Origin of the sequence: Streptomyces sp. NPDC059371, assembly GCF_042751995.1 — a bacterium.
In the GTDB taxonomy this organism is placed as follows: Bacteria; Actinomycetota; Actinomycetes; order Streptomycetales; family Streptomycetaceae; genus Streptomyces.
On record NZ_JBHYXD010000020.1, the window covers coordinates 52,836 to 74,686 of the forward strand.

At 68.7% G+C, this 21,851-nt stretch carries 12 protein-coding genes; 5 read left to right on the top strand and 7 right to left on the bottom strand.

All coding sequences use genetic code 11. From position 1 onward, the window contains the following. Positions 1-138 precede the first annotated feature (138 nt). From gdhA to rpsL, 5 genes are all read right to left on the bottom strand, one after another. A complete protein-coding gene (gene gdhA / locus ACFXGX_RS14540) occupies positions 139-1,509 on the bottom strand; it encodes an NADP-specific glutamate dehydrogenase (protein ID WP_384789834.1) in 1,371 nt (456 codons plus the stop codon). A gap of 329 nt (positions 1,510-1,838) precedes the next feature. Beyond that, entirely contained in the window at positions 1,839-3,032 is a 1,194-nt protein-coding gene (tuf, locus tag ACFXGX_RS14545; RefSeq protein WP_328670892.1) for an elongation factor Tu, read from the bottom strand. Positions 3,033-3,175: 143 nt separating this feature from the next. Next, positions 3,176-5,305: an elongation factor G gene (gene fusA / locus ACFXGX_RS14550; RefSeq protein WP_384789836.1), complete on the bottom strand. Its 2,130-nt coding sequence runs from the start codon at positions 5,303-5,305 to the stop codon at positions 3,176-3,178. 39 nt (positions 5,306-5,344) lie between these two features. Further along, positions 5,345-5,815 carry a 30S ribosomal protein S7 gene (gene rpsG / locus ACFXGX_RS14555; RefSeq protein WP_003992340.1) on the bottom strand — a complete coding sequence of 157 codons (471 nt, stop codon included), beginning with the start codon at positions 5,813-5,815 and terminating at the stop codon, positions 5,345-5,347. A gap of 2 nt (positions 5,816-5,817) precedes the next feature. After that, the gene (gene rpsL, locus ACFXGX_RS14560; RefSeq protein ID WP_003948652.1) at positions 5,818-6,189 is read right to left on the bottom strand and encodes a 30S ribosomal protein S12; all 372 of its coding nucleotides are present in this window, start codon (positions 6,187-6,189) and stop codon (positions 5,818-5,820) included. Positions 6,190-6,619: 430 nt separating this feature from the next. Here rpsL and ACFXGX_RS14565 point away from each other — a divergent pair, with 430 nt between their 5' ends. The 5 genes from ACFXGX_RS14565 (at position 6,620) to ACFXGX_RS14585 (ending at position 13,837) form a co-directional block, all read left to right on the top strand. Continuing rightward, complete coding sequence (locus ACFXGX_RS14565; RefSeq protein WP_384789838.1) at positions 6,620-7,321, top strand: Crp/Fnr family transcriptional regulator; 702 nt, start codon at positions 6,620-6,622, stop codon at positions 7,319-7,321. Between the two features lie 203 nt (positions 7,322-7,524). Beyond that, positions 7,525-8,442 (top strand): hypothetical protein, encoded by a 918-nt coding sequence (locus ACFXGX_RS14570; RefSeq protein ID WP_384789840.1) that lies wholly within the window; start codon positions 7,525-7,527, stop codon positions 8,440-8,442. Next, positions 8,439-10,625, top strand: a complete 2,187-nt coding sequence (locus tag ACFXGX_RS14575; RefSeq protein ID WP_384789842.1) for a hypothetical protein — start codon at positions 8,439-8,441, stop codon at positions 10,623-10,625. The genes ACFXGX_RS14570 and ACFXGX_RS14575 overlap by 4 nt, the downstream gene beginning before the upstream one ends. A 3-nt stretch (positions 10,626-10,628) precedes the next feature. Next, positions 10,629-12,242 (top strand): hypothetical protein, encoded by a 1,614-nt coding sequence (locus tag ACFXGX_RS14580; protein WP_384789845.1) that lies wholly within the window; start codon positions 10,629-10,631, stop codon positions 12,240-12,242. 452 nt (positions 12,243-12,694) lie between these two features. After that, complete coding sequence (locus ACFXGX_RS14585) at positions 12,695-13,837, top strand: M48 family metalloprotease (RefSeq protein WP_384789848.1); 1,143 nt, start codon at positions 12,695-12,697, stop codon at positions 13,835-13,837. Between the two features lie 106 nt (positions 13,838-13,943). On the opposite strand, the gene ACFXGX_RS14590 is transcribed toward ACFXGX_RS14585, so the two are convergent. Beyond that, positions 13,944-17,843 carry a DNA-directed RNA polymerase subunit beta' gene (locus tag ACFXGX_RS14590; protein ID WP_384789851.1) on the bottom strand — a complete coding sequence of 1,300 codons (3,900 nt, stop codon included), beginning with the start codon at positions 17,841-17,843 and terminating at the stop codon, positions 13,944-13,946. 114 nt (positions 17,844-17,957) lie between these two features. Beyond that, the gene (rpoB, locus tag ACFXGX_RS14595; RefSeq protein WP_351126483.1) at positions 17,958-21,443 is read right to left on the bottom strand and encodes a DNA-directed RNA polymerase subunit beta; all 3,486 of its coding nucleotides are present in this window, start codon (positions 21,441-21,443) and stop codon (positions 17,958-17,960) included. Positions 21,444-21,851: the final 408 nt, after the last annotated feature.

Below are 21,851 nucleotides of genomic sequence, written 5' to 3' on the forward strand. Positions count from 1 at the left end.
TGTGCGCGAGTGTTTTGCTCCGCCTCAACCACTGCCACTTCCGCGGCGCCGCCCGGCGCCCCGGGTTTGGGCGTGACGGCGCGCGCCGCCTCGACCCCCCCCTTCCCGGAGTCCGGTCCGGCGGATGACGCGGCCGGGTCAGATCAGACCCTGCTCCAGCATCGCGCCCGCGACCCGCTCGAAGCCCGCGATGTTCGCGCCGCTGACGTAGTCGCCCGGGACGCCGTAGCGCTCGGCGGTCTCGTGGCAGATGGCGTGAATGTTGTTCATGATGCCGGTCAGCTCGTCCTCGACCCGCTCACGGGACCACGAGGTGCGGGCGTGGTTCTGGCTCATCTCCAGCGCGCTGACCGCGACACCGCCCGCGTTGGCCGCCTTGCCGGGGCCGAAGGCGACGCCCGCCTTCTGGAAGAGGTGCACCGCCTCGGGGGTGGTGGGCATGTTGGCGCCCTCGGAGACCGCCTTGACGCCGTTGCCGATCAGCGTGGCCGCCGCGCCCGCGTCCAGCTCGTTCTGGGTGGCCGAGGGCAGCGCGACATCGCCCGGCACGTCCCACACGCTGCCGTTCGCGACGAACCGCGCCGAGGCGCCGCGCCGCGCCGCGTAGTCGGCGACCCGGCCGCGCTCGACCTCCTTGATCTGCTTGAGCAGCTGGACGTCGATGCCCTTGTCGTCGACGACGTAGCCGGTCGAGTCGGAGCAGGTCACCGGGTTGGCACCGAGCGCGGTGAGCTTCTCGATGGTGTACGTGGCGACGTTGCCGGAGCCGGAGACGACCACGGTCTGGCCCTCCAGGTCCTCGCCGCGCTCCCGCAGCATGGCGGCGGCGAACAAAACGTTGCCGTAGCCGGTCGCCTCGGGCCGGATCAGCGAACCGCCCCAGTGCGTGCCCTTGCCGGTCAGGACACCGGCCTCCCAGCGGTTGGTGATGCGCCGGTACTGGCCGAACAGGTAGCCGATCTCGCGGCCGCCCACGCCGATGTCGCCCGCCGGCACGTCCGTGTGCTCGCCGATGTGCCGGTACAGCTCCGTCATGAACGACTGGCAGAACCGCATGACCTCGTCGTCCGACCTGCCGCGCGGGTCGAAGTCGCTGCCGCCCTTGCCGCCGCCGATGCCGAGACCGGTCAGGGCGTTCTTGAAGATCTGCTCGAAGCCGAGGAACTTCACGATGCCGAGGTTCACCGACGGGTGGAACCGCAGACCGCCCTTGTACGGGCCGAGCGCGCTGTTGAACTCCACGCGATAGCCGCGGTTGATGTGGACCTTGCCGTGGTCGTCCTGCCACGGGACACGGAAGATGATCTGCCGCTCGGGCTCCACCAGCCGTTCGACAAGGGCCGCGTCCGCGAACTCCGGACGCTGCGAGAGGGCCGGAGCCAGCGTTTCGAGCACCTCGTGCGCGGCCTGGAGGAACTCGGGCTGCGCCGGATTGCGCCGCTCGATGTCGGCGAGCAAGGAGGCGATACGGCTCTTCGTGTCGGGGCGGGTCACCTGGGGTCCCTTCATACAGGGCCGCCGGAACGGCTGACCGGGGTCGGTTCGCCCGGTCGGTTCCGGCGGCAGCGGTGCGCAGAGCGGTCGGGCCCCCGCCCGGGAGCGGGAGACCGTCCCTACAGTCTTCCTCCTCAATTACGGATGCGTTACGTGATTCTTTCGACACGCGCCAAGATTCGTTTTACCTGGATGGATCGACGTGATTCCGCAACCGCGTTCGAGCTTCGTATACGAATTCGGTCGCTCCGTGAGACGAGCCGGGCATGCGAAAGGGCCCGTACGACCGAAGTCGTACGGGCCCTCTCAAGGAGCTCGTGAAGGAGCTACCAGGTCAGATCAACTTACTTCGTGATCTTGATGACCTGGCCGGCGCCCACGGTCCGGCCACCCTCACGGATGGCGAACTTCAGGCCCTCTTCCATGGCGACGGGCTGGATGAGCGAAACGGTCATCTCAGTGTTGTCGCCCGGCATGACCATCTCCGTGCCCTCGGGGAGGGTCACAACACCGGTCACGTCAGTCGTACGGAAGTAGAACTGCGGACGGTAGTTGTTGAAGAACGGCGTGTGGCGGCCACCCTCGTCCTTGGACAGGATGTACGCCTGCGCCTCGAACTCGGTGTGCGGCGTGACCGAACCCGGCTTGATGATGACCTGGCCGCGCTCGACGTCCTCGCGCTTGATGCCACGGAGGAGCAGACCGACGTTCTCACCGGCCTGGCCCTCGTCGAGCAGCTTGCGGAACATCTCGATGCCGGTGACCGTGGTCGTGGTCTTGTCCTGCTTGATGCCGATGATGTCAACGGTCTCGTTGACCTTCAGGACACCACGCTCGATACGGCCGGTGACGACCGTACCGCGACCGGTGATCGTGAAGACGTCCTCGACGGGCATGAGGAACGGCTTCTCGGTGTCACGCGGCGGGGTCGGGATGGCCTCGTCGACGGCGGCCATGAGGTCCAGAACGGTCTGGCCCCACTCCTTGTCGCCCTCGAGCGCCTTGAGCGCCGAGACCTTGACGACCGGAAGGTCGTCGCCCGGGAACTCGTACTCGGAGAGGAGCTCACGGACCTCGAGCTCGACGAGCTCCAGGATCTCCTCGTCGTCCACCATGTCGGCCTTGTTCAGGGCGACGACGATGTACGGAACGCCGACCTGGCGGGCCAGGAGCACGTGCTCCTTGGTCTGCGGCATCGGGCCGTCGGTCGCGGCGACGACGAGGATGGCGCCGTCCATCTGCGCCGCACCCGTGATCATGTTCTTGATGTAGTCCGCGTGACCGGGGCAGTCGACGTGGGCGTAGTGACGGCCCTCCGTCTGGTACTCGACGTGCGCGATCGAGATCGTGATACCGCGCTGGCGCTCCTCGGGAGCCTTGTCGATCTGGTCGAAGGCCGAGGCCTCGTTCAGGTCCGGGTACGCGTCGTGCAGCACCTTGGTAATGGCGGCCGTGAGGGTCGTCTTACCGTGGTCGATGTGACCGATGGTGCCGATGTTGACGTGCGGCTTAGTCCGCTCGAACTTTGCCTTCGCCACTGGGGTCCTCCTGCGGAGTGGTTCTGGTACGCCTTACTCATCGGCGCCAGGTGATCTTTGCTGGGATGCCGCCCGCCGGGGTTTTCCCTTCCGGGTGAGCCCCGGCGGTCGGTGTCAAGCCTAAAGCGTGTAAACGGGGTGTGTTACTCGCCCTTGGCCTTCGCGATGATCTCCTCGGCGACGTTCCTGGGAACCTCGGCGTAGGAGTCGAACTGCATCGAGTAGCTGGCGCGACCCGACGTCTTGCTGCGGAGGTCTCCGACATAGCCGAACATCTCCGAGAGGGGCACGAGGCCCTTCACGACGCGAGCGCCGCTGCGCTCCTCCATGGCCTGGATCTGGCCACGGCGGGAGTTGAGGTCGCCGATGACATCGCCCATCGACTCCTCGGGCGTGGTGACCTCGACGGCCATCATCGGCTCGAGGAGCACGGGGGAAGCCTTGCGCGCGGCTTCCTTGAACGCCTGCGAACCGGCGATCTTGAACGCGAGCTCGGAGGAGTCGACCTCGTGGTAGCCACCGTCGAGAAGAATGACGCGGACGCCCGTCATCTCGTAGCCGGCCAGGATGCCGAACTGCATGGCCTCCTGCGCACCGGCGTCCACCGACGGGATGTACTCCCGCGGGATACGGCCACCGGTGACCTTGTTCACGAACTCGTACGCCGGACCATCGGTCTCGGTGATGGGCTCGATCGCGATCTGCACCTTGGCGAACTGACCGGTACCACCGGTCTGCTTCTTGTGGGTGAAGTCGTGACGCTCGACGGTCTTGCGGATCGTCTCACGGTAGGCGACCTGCGGCTTGCCGACGTTGGCCTCGACCCTGAACTCACGCTTCATACGGTCGACCAGCACCTCGAGGTGCAGCTCGCCCATACCGCCGAGGATGGTCTGGCCGGTCTCCTCGTCCGAGTGAACGTGGAAGGAGGGGTCCTCCTCCGCGAGACGCTGGATGGCGACACCCAGCTTCTCCTGGTCACCCTTGGACTTGGGCTCGATGGCGACCTGGATGACCGGCGCCGGGAAGTCCATGGACTCCAGGATCACCGGGTTCTTGTCATCACAGAGCGTCTCACCGGTCGTGGTCTGCTTCAGACCCATCACGGCGACGATGTCGCCGGCGCCCACCGCCTCGATCTCCTCACGCTTGTTCGCGTGCATGCGGTAGATCTTGCCGATGCGCTCCTTCTTGCCCTTGACGGAGTTCAGCACCGCGGTGCCAGTCTCCAGGCGGCCCGAGTAGACCCGGACGAAGGTGAGCTTGCCCAGGTGCGGGTCGCTCATGATCTTGAACGCGAGCGCGGACAGCGGCTCGTCCACGGACGGCTTGCGCTTGACGACCAGCTCCGGGTCCTTCACGTCGTGGCCCTCGATGGCCTCGACGTCAAGCGGAGTCGGCAGGTAGCGCACGACCGCGTCGAGCAGGGGCTGAACGCCCTTGTTCTTGAACGCGGTGCCACAGAACACCGGGGTGACCGTGACGCCCTCGGACTTGCCGGACGCGATGGTGACGCGACGGATCGCGGCGTACAGCTGCTCCTCGGTGGGCTCCTGGCCCTCCAGGAACAGCTCCATGATCTCGTCGTCGTGCTCCGCGACGGTCTCGACGAGCTTGCCGCGGTACTCCTCGGCAGCCTCGGCGTGCGTGGCCGGGATGTCGACGACGTCGTACATCTCGCCCTTGGCGGCCTCGGCCGACCACACGAGCGCCTTCATGCGGACCAGGTCCACAACGCCCTTGAAGTCCATCTCGGCACCGATCGGGAGCTGCATGATGATCGGGACGGCGCCGAGGCGGTCCTTGATCATGTCCACGCAGCGGTGGAACTCGGCGCCGGTGCGGTCCAGCTTGTTCACGAAGCAGATGCGCGGCACGCCGTAACGGTCGGCCTGACGCCACACCGTCTCGGACTGCGGCTCGACACCGGCGACACCGTCGAACACCGTGACGGCACCGTCGAGGACGCGGAGCGAACGCTCCACCTCGACCGTGAAGTCGACGTGCCCCGGGGTGTCGATGATGTTGATCGTGTAGTCGTTGTCCTCAAGCGGCCAGTGACAGGTGGTGGCAGCAGAGGTGATCGTGATGCCACGCTCCTGCTCCTGCTCCATCCAGTCCATCGTGGCGGCGCCGTCGTGGACTTCACCGATCTTGTAGCTGACGCCGGTGTAGAAGAGGATCCGCTCGGTGGTGGTCGTCTTGCCCGCGTCGATGTGAGCCATGATCCCGATGTTGCGGACCCTGGCCAGGTCAAGTGAAGTGGTAGCCATAAGGCTTCAGTCTTCTCTCGGTCTCGATGTGGGTAGCGACTACCAGCGGTAGTGCGCGAAGGCCTTGTTGGACTCGGCCATCTTGTGGGTGTCCTCGCGCTTCTTCACAGCGGCACCAAGGCCGTTGGAGGCGTCGAGAAGCTCGTTGAGCAGACGCTCGGTCATCGTCTTCTCGCGGCGGGCGCGGGAGTAACCGACGAGCCAGCGCAGCGCGAGCGTGTTGGCACGACCGGGCTTGACCTCGATCGGAACCTGGTACGTCGCACCACCGACACGGCGGGACTTGACTTCGAGGGTCGGCTTGATGTTCTCAAGCGCGCGCTTCAGCGTGATGATCGGGTCGTTGCCCGTCTTCTCACGCAGACCCTCCATGGCGCCGTAGACGATGCGCTCGGCGGTGGAGCGCTTGCCGTTCAGCAGCACCTTGTTGATGAGGGAGGTCACCAGAGGGGAACCGTAGACCGGGTCGATGATGACCGGGCGCTTCGGGGCGGGGCCCTTACGAGGCATTTCTACTTCTCCTTCTTGGCGCCGTAGCGGCTGCGGGCCTGCTTGCGGTTCTTGACACCCTGGGTGTCAAGAGAACCGCGGATGATCTTGTAACGAACACCAGGCAGGTCCTTCACACGGCCGCCGCGCACGAGCACGATGGAGTGCTCCTGCAGGTTGTGTCCCTCACCCGGAATGTAAGCCGTGACCTCGATCCCGCTGGTCAGACGCACACGCGCGACCTTACGCAGGGCCGAGTTCGGCTTCTTCGGGGTGGTCGTGAACACACGCGTGCAGACGCCGCGACGCTGGGGCGAACCCTCGAGTGCGGGCGTCTTGTTCTTCTCGACCTTGTCCTGCCGGCCCTTCCGGACCAGCTGCTGGATCGTAGGCACTACTTCTCCGGTTTCTGTGTGCCGAATGGTGAAGCTAACCTGGAACGCCACCGACCCACGCGGTCGGGTGTGTCGAACACTGCGGACCCTCGCCGTGAGGCGAAAAAGGCGCAGATTGCGGTGGCCGCTTACGGCTTCCCTTGCGGTCTGAAGGCACGCACGGGAGCCAGGGCACACCCCAGGCACAAGGTAAGAGCGTACCTACCTCACGGACTTCGGTCAAAACAAATGCCGTGGTGCCCGACACGCCGGACTTCTCCCGATCCATTCTCGGGGCACTTCACACTTGGCGCAGCTTGTCACCGGTTCCGCGATGAAAGTCCCCGATTCGGTTCGCACCGCACACACTGGGTGAGTACGTTGACCCGTTGCCGCGCACCGGTCACTGTGCGTCGGCCACGGGGCCGATCGGGGGACGGGGGATGGACTCATGGCGGCTGCGCCCATAGCCGGGGACGAGAGCCTGGACGACCGGGTGCCGTTCCTGGCACGTCTGGAGGGCGAGGACCGCTCCGCACTGCTGTCTCTCGGGCACGAGCTGTCCTTCATGCCCCGGACGGTGCTCCTGCGTCAGAGCGAACCCTCCTCGCACGTGCTGATCGTGACGCACGGCTGGACGAAGGTGACGGCCGCCGCCGCCAACGGCTACGAGGCGCTGCTCGCGCTGCGCGGCCCCGGGGACATCGTCGGGGAGTCCGCCGCGCTCACCGGCCGGCCGCGCTCCGCGACGGTGACGGCCCTGGAACCGGTCCGCACGGTCGCGCTCGTACGCGAACAGTTCCGGGACTTCCTCGCCCGCTCCCCCGCGGTCTCCTTCGCCCTCCTCGGCCTCACCTCCGACCGCACCCGCGCCGCCGACCGCCGCCGTCTGGAGTTCGCCTCCATGAGCGTCCGCGAGCGCTTCGCGGCGCTCCTGCTCGACCTGGCCCGTACGAACGGCCACCGCACCGAGGGGGGCATCGAACTCTCCGTCCCGCTGAGCAAACAGGAGCTCGCGGGCTCGGTGGGAGCCTCCCGGGAGATGGTCCAGCGTCTGCTGAAGGAGCTCCGGGAGCGGGAAGCGGTACTGACGGGCCGGCGGACGCTGGTGATCCTGCGCATGGACGTCCTGCGGAGGATCGCCGGGCGATGAACCGTCAGACCGTACCGGGACGCGCCGGCGGCCCCTCCCCCGGCGGCCCGCCCGGCGCCGTACCCCCGGCAGCCGGGACTCCCCGTGACCACGGACCACTTCTGTGCACACGGTCACACTTCGAGTGGGACATCCGTCCTCACACCCGTCCCACCGGTGACGCCACGCTGCTTGCCAGGCGAGGCCCCCACCGAAAGGCGACCATGACCGACCCCGTGAGCCGGACGATCCTCCTGCTGGACATCGAGAAGTACAGCGACCGGGACGACGTGGAGCAGGCCTACCTGCGCCGGATGCTGTACGACATCACGGACCGCGCGCTGGAGAGCGCAGGCATCGACGAACGGCTGCGCCTGCGGGCGGACCGCGGCGACTCGGTGATGGAGCTGATCGACGCCAACGCCTCCGTCACGGCACTGCTGCGCACCCTGCTCACCGAGGTGCCCGACCTGCTCCGAGCGGTCAACCGGACAGCGTCCAGCTCGGCCCAGATCCGGCTGCGCGGTGTCGTGGCCACCGGATACGTCGCCGTCGACGAGCACGACGGCTGGGTCGGCTCCGACCTCAACCACGCCTGCCGCCTCCTCGACGCCGCACTGCTGCGCGCCGCTCTGCGGGAGCGGCCGGACGACTTCGCGCTGTGCGTCTCCGAGGGCGTGCACTCCGGGATCGTGCGCCACGACCACCCGGGCATCCCGGCGCAGGACTTCCGCGCGGTGACGGTGGACAGCAAGAACGGACCCCTGCGGGCCTGGCTGCACGGCCCGGTCCCGTACGGGGCGGACGGCCCCAGTGAAAGAGGGGGAGCCCCGGCGCCGGACTGCTCGGGGGAGAGCCCGGCGCCGTGGGCGGACCCCTCCGTACCCCGGGTGGAACCGGCGGCGGCGGAACCGGCGGCCGGGCCCACGCGGCCCGAACAGCCACCGCGGCACCCTCGGCCCCCGCAGCCCGAGCAGCGGCCCGCACAGCCCGCCGCGCCGCCCGGCAACGTCGTCTTCAACTTCGGCGGCGGCTCCCCCAGCTTCGGCGGCAGCCTCGTCGCGGGGGACCAGCACGGAGTGTCCGGCGGGCAGGTCACCGGGGACGTCCACCTGGGCCGGAGCGGGGGTGAGCCCGCGTGACCGTGCCCTCGCCCGCGAACCGGGGCGGCCTCGACGACGTACCACCGCCGGACCCGCCGTGGACACCGGGGCCGCACCCGGACCCCGAGGCGGGCACCGACGCGGGCGAGCCCGAGGAGGACCCGCAGGAGGCCCGGGCCGCACAGCGCGAACTCGTCGCGCACACACCGGGGTTCATCTTCAGCGAGGCCGCGTCCTTCGGCGGCAGCCTGGTCGCCGGGGCCCAGCACGGGGTGTCGGCGGGCGGCTCGGCCCGTGACGTGTTCCTGGGCGGCAAGACGGAGATCCACCACCACGGGACGGCCTCCGCGTCGCAGGCGTACGCCTCCGGCGAGATCCCCCGGCAGGGCCTCGACGCGCTCGCCTCGGTCTTCGTCGAGAGCCCCGCCTTCGCCGCCGCCCTGGCCCGGCTGCGCGACGAGCGCGTCCTCGTCCTCGCCGGCGCCCACTCCACCGGCCGCTACGCCGCCGCGCTCATGCTCCTGCACCGCCTCGGCATGCCCGCCGTGCACGCGCTGTCCGCCGAGACCGGCCCGGCGACCCTGGCCGGACAGCTCACCGCGCCCGGCGGCCACGTCCTGCGCGACCTGCCGCTGAGCCGCAACCGCCCGCTGCGCGACACCCACCTGTACGCGGCCCGCGACCGGCTCGCGAAGACCGGCGGGTATCTCGTCGTGACCCTGGAGAAGTCCCCGTTCCTGCTGGGCGTCAACCCGTCCGTCTGGGAACCCCCGGAGGCGGCCGCGGTGCTGGGCGCCCACCTGGCCGACCTGCGGAAAGAGCCCGGAGACAGCGCCGGTCTGCTCGGCCTCGGCCCCGTCCGCGACTTCCTCGCGCGCGGCGCCCACCGGCCCGCCGAGGTGGCCCGGTTCGCCGTCGAGGTCGCCCGCTACGACGGCGGCGAGGAGGCGGCGGCCCGCCTCGCCGACTTCGGGCACGCGGCCGTCGAGCAGCAGTGCCGGGAATGGCTCAGCGACCCCGAGGCGACCCTGCGCGACAAGGCGTTCCTCATCTCGCTCGCCGTCTTCGACCAGGCGCCCTACGTGCTCGCCGCCGAACTCGCCGACAAGCTGTACGTGCACTTCCAGCGGCACCAGCATCCCGAGCAGCCGCCCGAGATCCCCGTGTTCGGACTCGCCGCCGAAACCCGGCTGGAGCGGGCACGGGCCGAGGGCGAGTTACGCGACGAGGAGACCGACTGGGGTCCGGTGCCGCAGTTCACGGCCCGCTTCAAGAAGGAGAACACCCCGCGGGTGCTGCTCGGCGAGGTCTGGACGGGCCATCCGTCGGCCCGGCCCGCCCTGGTCGCCTGGCTGAAGGAGCTGGCCCGCGACAGCCGTCCGGTCGTCCGGACCCGGGCCGCCGCGGCCGCCGCGCTGCTGGCCCGCGCCGACCTGCCCTCGGCGATGGCGCTGCTGATCGACGGCTGGGCGGTGTCCAAGGCCTTCGGCCCCCGGGTCACCGCCGCGAACACCCTCACCCTCGCCCAGCTCCTCGACGCGCCCGTCGTCCTGCGCCTGCTCACCCAGTGGTGCACGAACCCCCACTGGGCCCGCCGCTGGACCGCGATCCGCGCCTTCGGCCTGCTCACCCCGCTGCGCCCCGACCTCGCCGGCCCGGCGCTCAGCGCCCTCGCCGCCCGGGCCCGCGCCGGAGGCAGCAGCAGGACCGAGTCGAACAACCTGGTCGACTCGACGGCCCTGCTGCTGTCCGTGGGCGCGCGGCGCGGCGAGATGCTCTCCGAACTGGTGCGCCTGCTCCACCACGACACGGCCTCGGTCCGGGCGCTCGCGCTGGCCGCGTTCGTGCGCTCCTGCGACAACGCGGAGGAAGGCGCGTTCGTCGAGTGGTACGCCGACACCGGCATGTACGAGATGGACTCGGCCCGCGACCTCGCCACGCTCTGGCGGACCGCGCTCGGCGACCGGGGGCACACCCGTGGCGCCCTGACCGCCCTGCGCGCCTGGGTACGGCTGGCCGAGCGCCGCGCGGACGTCGCGCAGGCCCTGGAGCTGCTGCTGCCCGCGCTGATCGCCACGGCGGACGACCGCAAGCGGCTGAGCCACGAACTGGCCGGCCTGCCCGCCCAGGACGGCGGCGCGCGCTCACCCGTGGCCGACCGGCTGCTCGGCCTTCTGATCCCCTCCACCCCAGATCCATCGAGAGATCCATCGAGGAGTTGAACCATGGCGGAGTTCCGCCGTCAGCCGGAGTGGCAGCAGAACGCCAACCGGCACACCACGCTCATCGACCCGGTGCTCACCGTGCGGCCCATCGCGCGCTTCGACTACACCGTCCGCCGTGCGGTCACCGCGATCGACCACGCGCTGGTGTTCGTCACCGCGAAGGGCACCTACGACGTCTACACACCGCCGCACCGGCCGAGCCGCTCGGACGCGGCCACCCGCCGCTACACCTCCGTCTACGAGGTGGACATGGGCAGCCACCCCGTCCAGCTCGCCGTGGAGATGCCGAGCGACGACGACGCGTTCTCCTTCGGCGCCACGGCCGACCTGACCTGGCGCGTCGCGGACCCGATCGCGTACGTGGCGAGCGGTGAGCGCGACGTGCCGACACGGCTCACCCGCGAACTGCACCAGCTCGCGCGGCCGGTGAGCCGGGCCTTCTCCATCGAGGACAGTCCGGCCGCCGAGCGCGCGGTCCAGCGGGCCGTGGAGGGGGGCGGTTTCGCCGCGGGCATCGGGCTGGCCGTGACCTGTGCCGTACGGCTGCGGCTGGACGACGAGGCCATCGCGCACCGGCGACGGCAGCGGAGCCTGCGCTACGAGTCCGACATGCTCGACCCCGAGCACGAGTACCGGCTCCGGGCGGCCCGGCAGCAGCACGAGCTGGAGATGCTGCGCCAGCAGCAGGACCACCATCTGATCGCCGAGAAGATCAACTTCTACCAGTACCACCTCCAGCACGGAGGCGTCGCGGCCTGGGCCCTGCATCTGTCCCAGCACCCCGAGGACACCAAGATGGTCGTCGGGTCCATCCAGAAGGACCAGTTGTCCATCATCAGGGGGCAGCTCCAGGTCCTCGCCGGGGACAGCCTGGAGGACTTCCAGAAGGCGGAGTCGGCGCGCTCGACCCTGCGGGCCGTCGACGAGCTGATCCAACAGCAGACGCCTCCGGCGCCGCGGGACGGCCAGGGGGCACTGCCCGCCGGGTCGACGCCGGGACAGCCTCAGACACCGCCCCAGCCGCCTTATCCGGGCCAGTCCCCGCACCCCGGCCCGTCCCCCCGGCCCCCGTACGCGGGACAGCCGCCGTACGGCGGGCACGCTCCGTACGCCGGCGGCCCGCCCCCGTACACCGGGCAGCCGCAGACCCCGTACGCGGAAGGCCCTCCGCCGTACGCCGGACAGCCGCCGTACACGGGCGACACGGCCGGACAGCCGCCGTACACGGCCCAGCCTCCGCACACCGGCGACACGGCCGGACAGCCGCCGTACACGGCCCAGCCTCCGCACACCGGCGACACGGCCGGACAGCCGCCATACGCAGCCCAGCCTCCGCACACCGGCGACACGGCCGGACAGCCGCCATACGCAGCCCAGCCTCCGTACACCGGCGACACGGCCGGACAGCCGCCGTACACGGCCCAGCCTCCGCACGCGGGAGGCCGGACTCCGTACGCCGGGGGGCCCGACGGCCGAGCAGCGTACGAACCGCCCGCCGCGACGCCCTACGCCACCGCGGGACCGGCGCCGGCCGTACCTCCCCTGCCCGGCCGCCCCGACGACCCGCGAGCCGCCGTGCCGCCGGACGCCGTTGCGGAGGACGGGCCCGCCTGACCACGCCCGCAGAGGCGCCGTCGGCCGCCCCGCCCACCGGCCGGCGTCCCCGCACAGCCACCAGCCACACCGAAGGAGCCGTCATGTCCCAGCCTCCAGGCCCGGCCCACGAGCCCCCGTACCCGGGAACCCCGTATCCAGGAAGCCCGTACCCAGGAACCCCGTACCCGGGCGCCGCGACCCCGCCACCGGAGTACCCGGTGGCCTCCGCTCCCCCGCCGCAGTACCCCGGCGGACCGGCACCCCAGTACCCGGGCACGGGCGCGACGACAGGGCACCCCCCTCAGTACCCGGGAGCCCCCGGCCCCGGTGGACCGGGCCCGCAGTACCCGGGAGCGGCGGCCGGAAGCCCGGCACCACCCCAGTACCCGGGGGCAGGAGCCGGGAGCCCGGCACCCCAGTACCCCGGAGGCGGGAGCCCGGCACCCCAATACCCCGGAGGCGGGGGCCCCGTGCCCCAGTACCCCGGCAGTCCCTATCCGGGAGCCCCCGGCACCGGCGGACCCGGCCCGCAGTACCCGGGAGCGGCGGCCGGAAGCCCGGCGCCACCCCAGTTCCCCGGGAGCCCGGGGGGCGACCCGCGGTTCGCGGGGGCGCAGCCACAGCCGCGGCCGTTCGTCCCGCGGCAGGCCGTCGCGCCCGACGATCTCGACTACCGCCATGAGGGCTCACGCGTCCATCTCGCGGGCCATCAGCGCGGCGCCGACGCCACCGCCATCGGACAGCTCGCCACCCAGATCCCGGGGGCGCTGGTGAGCCTCGCCGTGGTGTCGGCCCTCGCGCTGGGGATATTCGGCACGGTCGTCGGCTGGCTGGTCATCGTGGCCTGGGTGGCCTCCGGAGCCCTCGTCTTCCACCGGCCCACCGAACTCCGCTTCGCCCGGCACGTGCTCAAACTGCGGACGCCGCTGGCCGAGGAACGCGCCCGGCTGGAGCCGATCTGGCGCGAGGTCACCGCCCGGGCCGGCATCGAGGCGAACACCTACGAGCTGATGGTGGAGAACAGCGACGACCTGAACGCGGTCGCGGTCGCCGGCCACGTCGTCGGCGTCACCACCTACTCCCTCAACCGGATCCCCAGCAGCAACCTCGCCGCCGTACTCGCCCATGAACTCGGCCACCACACCGGCGGTCACGCCTGGGCCGGACTCCTCGGCTACTGGTACTCGCTGCCCGGCCGGCTCGCCTGGGCCTTCACCCGCGGGATGGCCCGGATCGCGCTCGCCGTCGCCGGGGTCTTCTCCGCGGCCGCGACCGGGCTGCTGATCCTCTTCATGGGGATGTTCGTCGTCGCCGGGTTCCTCGTCGCCTGGTACATCACCATCCCCCTCATGGTCGCGCCCTACCTCCTCGCCTGGGCCGGCCGCCTCGGGGAACTGCGCGCCGACCAGCAGTCCGCCGCCCTCGGCTTCGGGCGCGAGATGGCCGAGGTCCTGCACCACTTCCAGGCGGAGGAGGACGCGGCGAAGGCGGCCGCCGTGAGCCAGGGAAAGAAGCTCCACGAGCCCAGCGGCCTCGCCAGGCTGCTGTCCAGCCACCCCGACAACTACACCCGGCTGCGTGCCCTGGAGCCGTACCTCCAGCTCCCGCGCTGAGACCGGAAACGGGAAGCCGGGAACGGAGACCGGGAACGCCGAAGGGCGGTCACCCCCAAACGGGGATGACCGCCCTTCGTACTAGCTAGCGCCTACCGGCAGCCGCTCACTGGTTGTACGGACCGTAGTCGTAGTCCTCCAGCGGGACGGCCTGGCCGGAGCCGGTGCCGAACGGCGAGTAGTCGATGTCGTCGTAGCCGACGGCCGAGTACATCGCGGCCTTGGCCTCCTCGGTCGGCTCGACCCGGATGTTGCGGTAGCGGGACAGACCCGTACCGGCCGGGATGAGCTTACCGATGATGACGTTCTCCTTGAGGCCGATGAGGCTGTCGGACTTGGCGTTGATCGCCGCGTCCGTCAGAACTCGGGTCGTCTCCTGGAAGGAGGCGGCCGACAGCCAGGATTCCGTCGCCAGCGAGGCCTTCGTGATACCCATCAGCTGCGGACGGCCGGAGGCGGGGTGACCGCCCTCGGTGACCACACGACGGTTCTCGGTCTCGAACTTCGAACGCTCGACCAGCTCGCCGGGCAGCAGCTCCGCGTCGCCCGACTCGATGATCGTCACGCGGCGCAGCATCTGCCGGATGATGATCTCGATGTGCTTGTCGTGGATCGACACACCCTGCGAGTTGTAGACCTTCTGGACCTCGCCGACCAGGTGGACCTGGACGGCACGCTGACCCAGGATGCGCAGCACGTCGTGCGGGTTGGTGGCACCCACGGTGAGCTTCTGGCCCACCTCGACGTGCTCGCCCTCGGACACCAGGAGACGGGCGCGCTTCGAGATCGGGAACGCCGTCTCGTCGCTGCCGTCGTCCGGGGTGACGACGAGCTTCTTGGTCTTCTCGGTCTCCTCGATCCGCACGCGGCCGGAGGCCTCGGAGATCGGGGCGACACCCTTCGGCGTACGAGCCTCGAAGAGCTCGACGACACGGGGCAGACCCTGGGTGATGTCGTCACCGGCCACACCACCGGTGTGGAAGGTACGCATCGTCAGCTGGGTACCGGGCTCACCGATGGACTGGGCGGCGATGATGCCGACCGCCTCACCGATGTCGACCAGCTTGCCGGTGGCCAGCGAGCGGCCGTAGCACATGGCGCAGGTGCCGACGGCGGACTCACAGGTCAGGACCGAACGGGTCTTGACCTCCTCGATGCCGTGCTTGACGAGCTCGTCGATGAGGACGTCGCCGAGGTCGGTGTTGGCCGGGGCCAGCACCTTGCCGTCGACGGTGATGTCCTCGGCCAGCGCACGTGCGTACACGCTGGTCTCGACGTTCTCCGTCTTGCGCAGCACGCCGTCCTCGCCACGCTCGGCGATGGCCAGACGCAGACCACGGTCGGTGCCGCAGTCCTCCTCGCGGATGATGACGTCCTGGGAGACGTCGACCAGACGACGGGTGAGGTAACCCGAGTCGGCGGTACGCAGAGCGGTGTCGGCCAGACCCTTACGGGCACCGTGGGTGGAGATGAAGTACTCCAGCACGGACAGACCTTCACGGAAGGACGCCTTGATGGGACGCGGGATCGTCTCGTTCTTGGCGTTGGACACCAGACCACGCATACCGGCGATCTGACGCATCTGCATCATGTTGCCTCGGGCGCCCGAGTTCACCATCATCGAGACCGGGTTGGTCTTCGGGAAGTTCGCGTTCATCGCCTCGGCGACCTCGTTGGTCGCCTTGGTCCAGATCGCGATGAGCTCCTGCGTGCGCTCTTCCTTGGTGATCAGACCACGCTCGTACTGCTTCTGGACCTTCTCGTCCAGGTCCTCGTAGCCCTTGACGATCGCGCGCTTCGCATCCGGAACGACGATGTCGGAGATGGCCACGGTGACGCCGGAACGGGTCGCCCAGAAGAAGCCCGACGCCTTCAGGTTGTCGAGCGTCGCCGCCACGATGACCTTGGGGTAGCGCTCGGCGAGGTCGTTGACGATCTCGGAGAGCTGCTTCTTGCCGACCTCGTAGTCGACGAACGGGTAGTCCTCGGGCAGCAGCTCGTTGAAGAGCGCGCGGCCCAGGGTCGTCCGCAGGCGGAAGGTGTCACCCTGCTGCCACTCCGGGTCGCCCTCCTCCTGCGCCGGCGGGGTCCAGCCGCGCGGCGGGATGGTGCCCACCGGGAAGCGGATGTCCACCTGCGACTGGAGCGAGAGCTCGCCGGCGTCGAACGCCATGATCGCCTCGGCCACGGACGCGAAGGAGCGGTCCTCGCCCTTCACGTTCCGCAGGTCGCCGTCGGTGGTCAGGAAGAACAGACCGAGGACCATGTCCTGGGTCGGCATCGTGACCGGGCGGCCGTCGGCCGGCTTGAGGATGTTGTTCGAGGACAGCATCAGGATGCGGGCCTCGGCCTGCGCCTCCGCGGAGAGCGGCAGGTGCACGGCCATCTGGTCACCGTCGAAGTCCGCGTTGAACGCGGTGCAGACGAGCGGGTGGATCTGGATGGCCTTGCCCTCGACGAGCTGCGGCTCGAAGGCCTGGATGCCGAGGCGGTGCAGCGTGGGCGCACGGTTCAGCAGAACCGGGTGCTCGGCGATGACCTCTTCGAGGACGTCGTACACGACCGTGCGGCCGCGCTCGACCATCCGCTTGGCGCTCTTGATGTTCTGCGCGTGGTTCAGGTCGACCAGGCGCTTCATCACGAACGGCTTGAAGAGCTCCAGCGCCATGGCCTTGGGCAGACCACACTGGTGCAGCTTCAGCTGCGGACCGACGACGATCACGGAACGCGCGGAGTAGTCCACACGCTTGCCGAGCAGGTTCTGACGGAATCGACCCTGCTTGCCCTTCAGCATGTCGCTGAGGGACTTCAGCGGACGGTTGCCGGGGCCCGTGACGGGGCGACCACGACGGCCGTTGTCGAAGAGCGCGTCGACGGCCTCCTGAAGCATGCGCTTCTCGTTGTTCACGATGATCTCGGGGGCACCGAGGTCAAGGAGTCGCTTCAGACGGTTGTTGCGGTTGATCACGCGGCGGTACAGGTCGTTCAGGTCGGAGGTCGCGAAGCGGCCACCGTCCAGCTGCACCATCGGACGCAGGTCCGGCGGGATGACCGGCACGCAGTCGAGCACCATGCCCTTGGGGCTGTTGCTGGTCTGCAGGAACGCGGAGACGACCTTGAGGCGCTTGAGCGCACGGGTCTTCTTCTGGCCCTTGCCGGTGCGGATGATCTCGCGGAGGCGCTCGGCCTCCTCGTCCAGGTCGAAGGACTCCAGGCGCTTCTGCAGCGCCGCGGCACCCATCGAACCGTCGAAGTACGTGCCGAAGCGGTCACGCAGCTCGCGGTAGAGGAGCTCGTCGCCCTCAAGGTCCTGGACCTTGAGGTTCTTGAAGCGGGTCCACACCTCGTCGAGACGGTCGATCTCGCGCTGCGCGCGGTCACGCAGCTGCTTCATCTCACGCTCGGCGCCCTCGCGCACCTTGCGGCGCACGTCGGCCTTGGCGCCCTCGGCCTCCAGCTCGGCCAGGTCGGTCTCGAGCTTCTTGGCGCGGGCTTCGAGGTCGGCGTCGCGGCGGTTCTCGACCTGCTGGCGCTCGACGGAGACGTGGGCCTCCAGTGAGGGCAGGTCGCGGGTGCGGCGCTCCTCGTCGACGTACGTGATCATGTACGCGGCGAAGTAGATGACCTTCTCGAGGTCCTTCGGGGCGAGGTCGAGCAGGTAGCCCAGCCGCGACGGTACGCCCTTGAAGTACCAGATGTGGGTGACGGGAGCGGCGAGCTCGATGTGGCCCATCCGCTCACGGCGCACCTTGGCGCGCGTGACCTCGACGCCACAGCGCTCACAGATGATGCCCTTGAAGCGGACACGCTTGTACTTGCCGCAGTAGCACTCCCAGTCCCGGGTCGGACCGAAGATCTTCTCGCAGAAGAGTCCGTCCTTTTCGGGCTTGAGGGTGCGGTAGTTGATGGTCTCAGGCTTCTTGACCTCGCCGTGGCTCCACTGACGGATGTCGTCAGCGGTGGCCAGACCGATCCGGAGCTCATCGAAGAAGTTGACGTCGAGCACTATGCGTCAATCCCTCTCAGGGTTGTAAGTCTTAGGGGTCTGAAACGGGGGTCCTGGGGCCGGCGGGCCTTGATCACCTTTTCCACAGGTGGCCAAGGCCCGGCCGGACTCCCGTCAGACCTCTTCGACGCTGCTCGGCTCGCGCCGGGACAGGTCGATGCCGAGCTCCTCCGCTGCGCGGAAGACGTCCTCGTCGGTGTCGCGCATCTCGATGGACATGCCGTCCGAGGACAGCACCTCCACGTTGAGGCACAGGGACTGCATCTCCTTGATGAGCACCTTGAAGGACTCGGGGATGCCGGGCTCGGGGATGTTCTCGCCCTTGACGATGGCCTCGTAGACCTTCACGCGGCCGGTCACGTCGTCGGACTTGATCGTCAGCAGCTCCTGGAGGGCGTAAGCGGCGCCGTACGCCTCCAGCGCCCACACCTCCATCTCACCGAAGCGCTGGCCACCGAACTGAGCCTTACCACCCAGCGGCTGCTGGGTGATCATCGAGTACGGACCGGTCGAGCGGGCGTGCAGCTTGTCGTCGACCAGGTGGTGGAGCTTGAGGATGTACATGTACCCGATCGAGACCGGGTCCGGGAACGGCTCACCGGAGCGGCCGTCGAACAGCCTCGCCTTGCCGGACGGGAGGACCAGACGGTCACCGTCGCGGTTGGGCAGGGTGTGCTCGAAGAGACCCGCGAGCTCGTCCTCACGCGCACCGTCGAAGACGGGGGTGGCGACGTTGGTGCCCGGGGCGACCTTGTCGGCCCCGATGGCCTGCAGGCGCTGGGCCCAGTCGTCCGCGAGACCGGAGACGTCCCAGCCGCGGCTGGCGAGCCAGCCGAGGTGGATCTCCAGGACCTGTCCCGGGTTCATTCGGGACGGGACACCGAGCGGGTTGAGGATGATGTCGACCGGGGTGCCGTCCTCCAGGAACGGCATGTCCTCGATCGGCAGGATCTTCGAGATGACACCCTTGTTGCCGTGACGGCCGGCGAGCTTGTCACCGTCCGTGATCTTGCGCTTCTGCGCCACGTAGACACGAACCAGCTGGTTCACGCCCGGCGGCAGCTCGTCGCCCTCTTCGCGGTCGAAGACACGGACGCCGATGACCTTGCCGATCTCGCCGTGCGGGACCTTCAGCGAGGTGTCACGGACCTCACGCGCCTTCTCACCGAAGATCGCGCGCAGCAGGCGCTCCTCCGGCGTCAGCTCGGTCTCGCCCTTGGGCGTGACCTTGCCGACGAGGATGTCGCCGGCGACGACCTCGGCACCGATACGGATGATGCCGCGCTCGTCGAGGTCGGCGAGGACCTCCTCGGAGACGTTCGGGATGTCCCGGGTGATCTCCTCGGGGCCGAGCTTGGTGTCACGGGCGTCGACCTCGTGCTCCTCGATGTGGATCGAGGAGAGGACGTCGTCCTGCACGAGGCGCTGCGACAGGATGATCGCGTCCTCGTAGTTGTGACCCTCCCACGGCATGAACGCCACGAGCAGGTTCTTGCCGAGGGCCATCTCGCCGTCCTCGGTCGCGGGACCGTCGGCCAGGACCTGGCCCTCGATCACGCGGGCGCCCTCGTCCACGACAACCTTCTGGTTGACGGAGGTGCCCTGGTTCGACCGGGAGAACTTGTGCAGGCGGTACGTGGTGTACGTGCCGTCGTCGTTGGCGGTGGTGATGTAGTCCGCGGAGACCTCCTGGACCACACCGTCCTTCTCCGACTTCAGGACGTCACCGGCGTCGACCGCGCAGCGGTACTCCATGCCGGTGCCGACCAGCGGCGCCTCGGACTTGATGAGCGGAACGGCCTGACGCATCATGTTCGCGCCCATGAGGGCACGGTTGGCGTCGTCGTGCTCCAGGAACGGGATCATCGCGGTCGCGACCGACACCATCTGGCGCGGGGAGACGTCCATGTAGTCGACGTCGTCACCGGGGACGTAGTCGACCTCTCCGCCACGACGGCGGACCAGGACGCGGGACTCCTCGAAGCGGAACTCTTCCGTCAGCGGCGCGTTGGCCTGCGCGATGACGAATCGGTCCTCTTCGTCGGCCGTCAGGTAGTCGACCTCGTCGGTGACGAAGCCGCCCGTGACCCTGCGGTACGGGGTCTCGACGAAACCGAACGCGTTGACCCGGCCGTAGGAGGCGAGCGAGCCGATCAGGCCGATGTTCGGGCCTTCAGGGGTCTCGATCGGGCACATGCGGCCGTAGTGCGACGGGTGCACGTCACGGACCTCGAAGCCGGCCCGCTCACGGGAGAGACCACCCGGGCCAAGCGCCGACAGACGGCGCTTGTGGGTGAGACCCGACAGCGGGTTGTTCTGGTCCATGAACTGCGACAGCTGGCTGGTGCCGAAGAACTCCTTGATGGAGGCGACGACCGGCCGGATGTTGATCAGGGTCTGCGGCGTGATCGCCTCGACGTCCTGAGTCGTCATGCGCTCGCGGACGACGCGCTCCATACGAGCCAGACCCGTGCGGACCTGGTTCTGGATGAGCTCGCCGACGTTGCGCAGACGACGGTTGCCGAAGTGGTCGATGTCGTCGGTCTCGACGACGATCGAGGTGCCGTTGTTGCCAACGGTCTCGGTCTCACCGGCGTGCAGCTTCACCAGGTACTTGATCGACGAGAGGATGTCCTCGACGGTCAGGACCCCGGCGTCCAGCGGCGCTTCGCCGCCCAGCTTCTTGTTCACCTTGTAGCGGCCGACCTTCGCGAGGTCGTACCGCTTCGAGTTGAAGTAGAGGTTCTCAAGAAGCGTCTGGGCGGCCTCACGGGTCGGCGGTTCGCCCGGACGCAGCTTGCGGTAGATGTCCAGCAGCGCGTCGTCCTGGCCCTGGGTGTGGTCCTTCTCCAGGGTGGCGCGCATGGACTCGTACTCGCCGAACTCCTCGAGGATCTGCTCGGTGGTCCAGCCGAGAGCCTTCAGGAGAACGGTGACGGACTGCTTGCGCTTGCGGTCGATGCGGACACCGACCATGTCGCGCTTGTCGATCTCCATCTCCAGCCAGGCACCCCGGGAGGGGATGACCTTGGCGGAGAAGATGTCCTTGTCGGACGTCTTGTCGATGGAGGAGTCGAAGTAGACACCCGGCGAGCGGACCAGCTGCGACACGACGACACGCTCGGTGCCGTTGATGACGAAGGTGCCCTTGTTGGTCATGAGCGGGAAGTCGCCCATGAAGACCGTCTGGGACTTGATCTCGCCGGTCTCGTTGTTGGTGAACTCGGCGGTGACGAAGAGCGGGGCCGCGTACGTGAAGTCGCGGTCCTTGCACTCGTCGATAGAGTTCTTCGGGGGCTCGAAGCGGTGGTCCCGGAACGTCAGGGACATCGACCCACTGAAGTCCTCGATCGGGGAGATCTCCTCGAAGATCTCCTCCAGACCTGACTTGGTGGGGACGTCCTGTCCGCTGTCCAGAGCCGCCTCGACACGAGCCTTCCACGCGTCGTTGCCGAGCAGCCAGTCGAAGCTCTCGGTTTGCAGCGCAAGAAGGTTCGGAACCTCGAGGGGCTCCTTGATCTTTGCAAAGGAGATGCGCAGCGGGGCGGTGCTGGCGCCGTTGTTCGTATTCGCGGTCGAGGCAGTGCGCGAGGCGGCCAAGAGGGGGTCCTTCCGAGGGCTCGGACTCACTACGCGCGTACCGGTCCCATGTCGGACAAAGCCTCGGACCGTTCCCGATCCGGCCGGATAACGGCCAGGTCAGAGATGGTCCAACAGTCGATGTTCAAACACGGGCATGCCCCTGGTGACGGGCAGGAGGCAGCTAACAGGCAGCGCAAAGGGTCAGTGTAGCCACTAGGCCCACTGATGTCCAGTCCCAGTTTCTTGAGACTCCCACTGTTCTCAACACCTGGTGCAAGCCACGCCCTCAATGCACATCGATACTGCCCTCTTCGTCAGCGATCCATGCCTCGGATACGGATCGTTGTGACGACGCGTCCTGAGAATTGCGCGCTGCGTGCGGTTCGTCAAGGCCCCCCATGCCCAAAGCAAGTGCCGCGATCGTCA

Bases quoted from the DNA above. Each gene is read 5' to 3' on its own strand.
- gdhA (WP_384789834.1), bottom strand. From the start codon at position 1,509: ATGAAGGGACCCCAGGTGACCCGCCCCGACACGAAGAGCCGTATCGCC.
- fusA (WP_384789836.1), bottom strand. From the start codon at position 5,305: ATGGCTACCACTTCACTTGACCTGGCCAGGGTCCGCAACATCGGGATC.
- rpsG (WP_003992340.1), bottom strand. From the start codon at position 5,815: ATGCCTCGTAAGGGCCCCGCCCCGAAGCGCCCGGTCATCATCGACCCG.
- ACFXGX_RS14565 (WP_384789838.1), top strand. From the start codon at position 6,620: ATGGCGGCTGCGCCCATAGCCGGGGACGAGAGCCTGGACGACCGGGTG.
- ACFXGX_RS14570 (WP_384789840.1), top strand. From the start codon at position 7,525: ATGACCGACCCCGTGAGCCGGACGATCCTCCTGCTGGACATCGAGAAG.
- ACFXGX_RS14580 (WP_384789845.1), top strand. From the start codon at position 10,629: ATGGCGGAGTTCCGCCGTCAGCCGGAGTGGCAGCAGAACGCCAACCGG.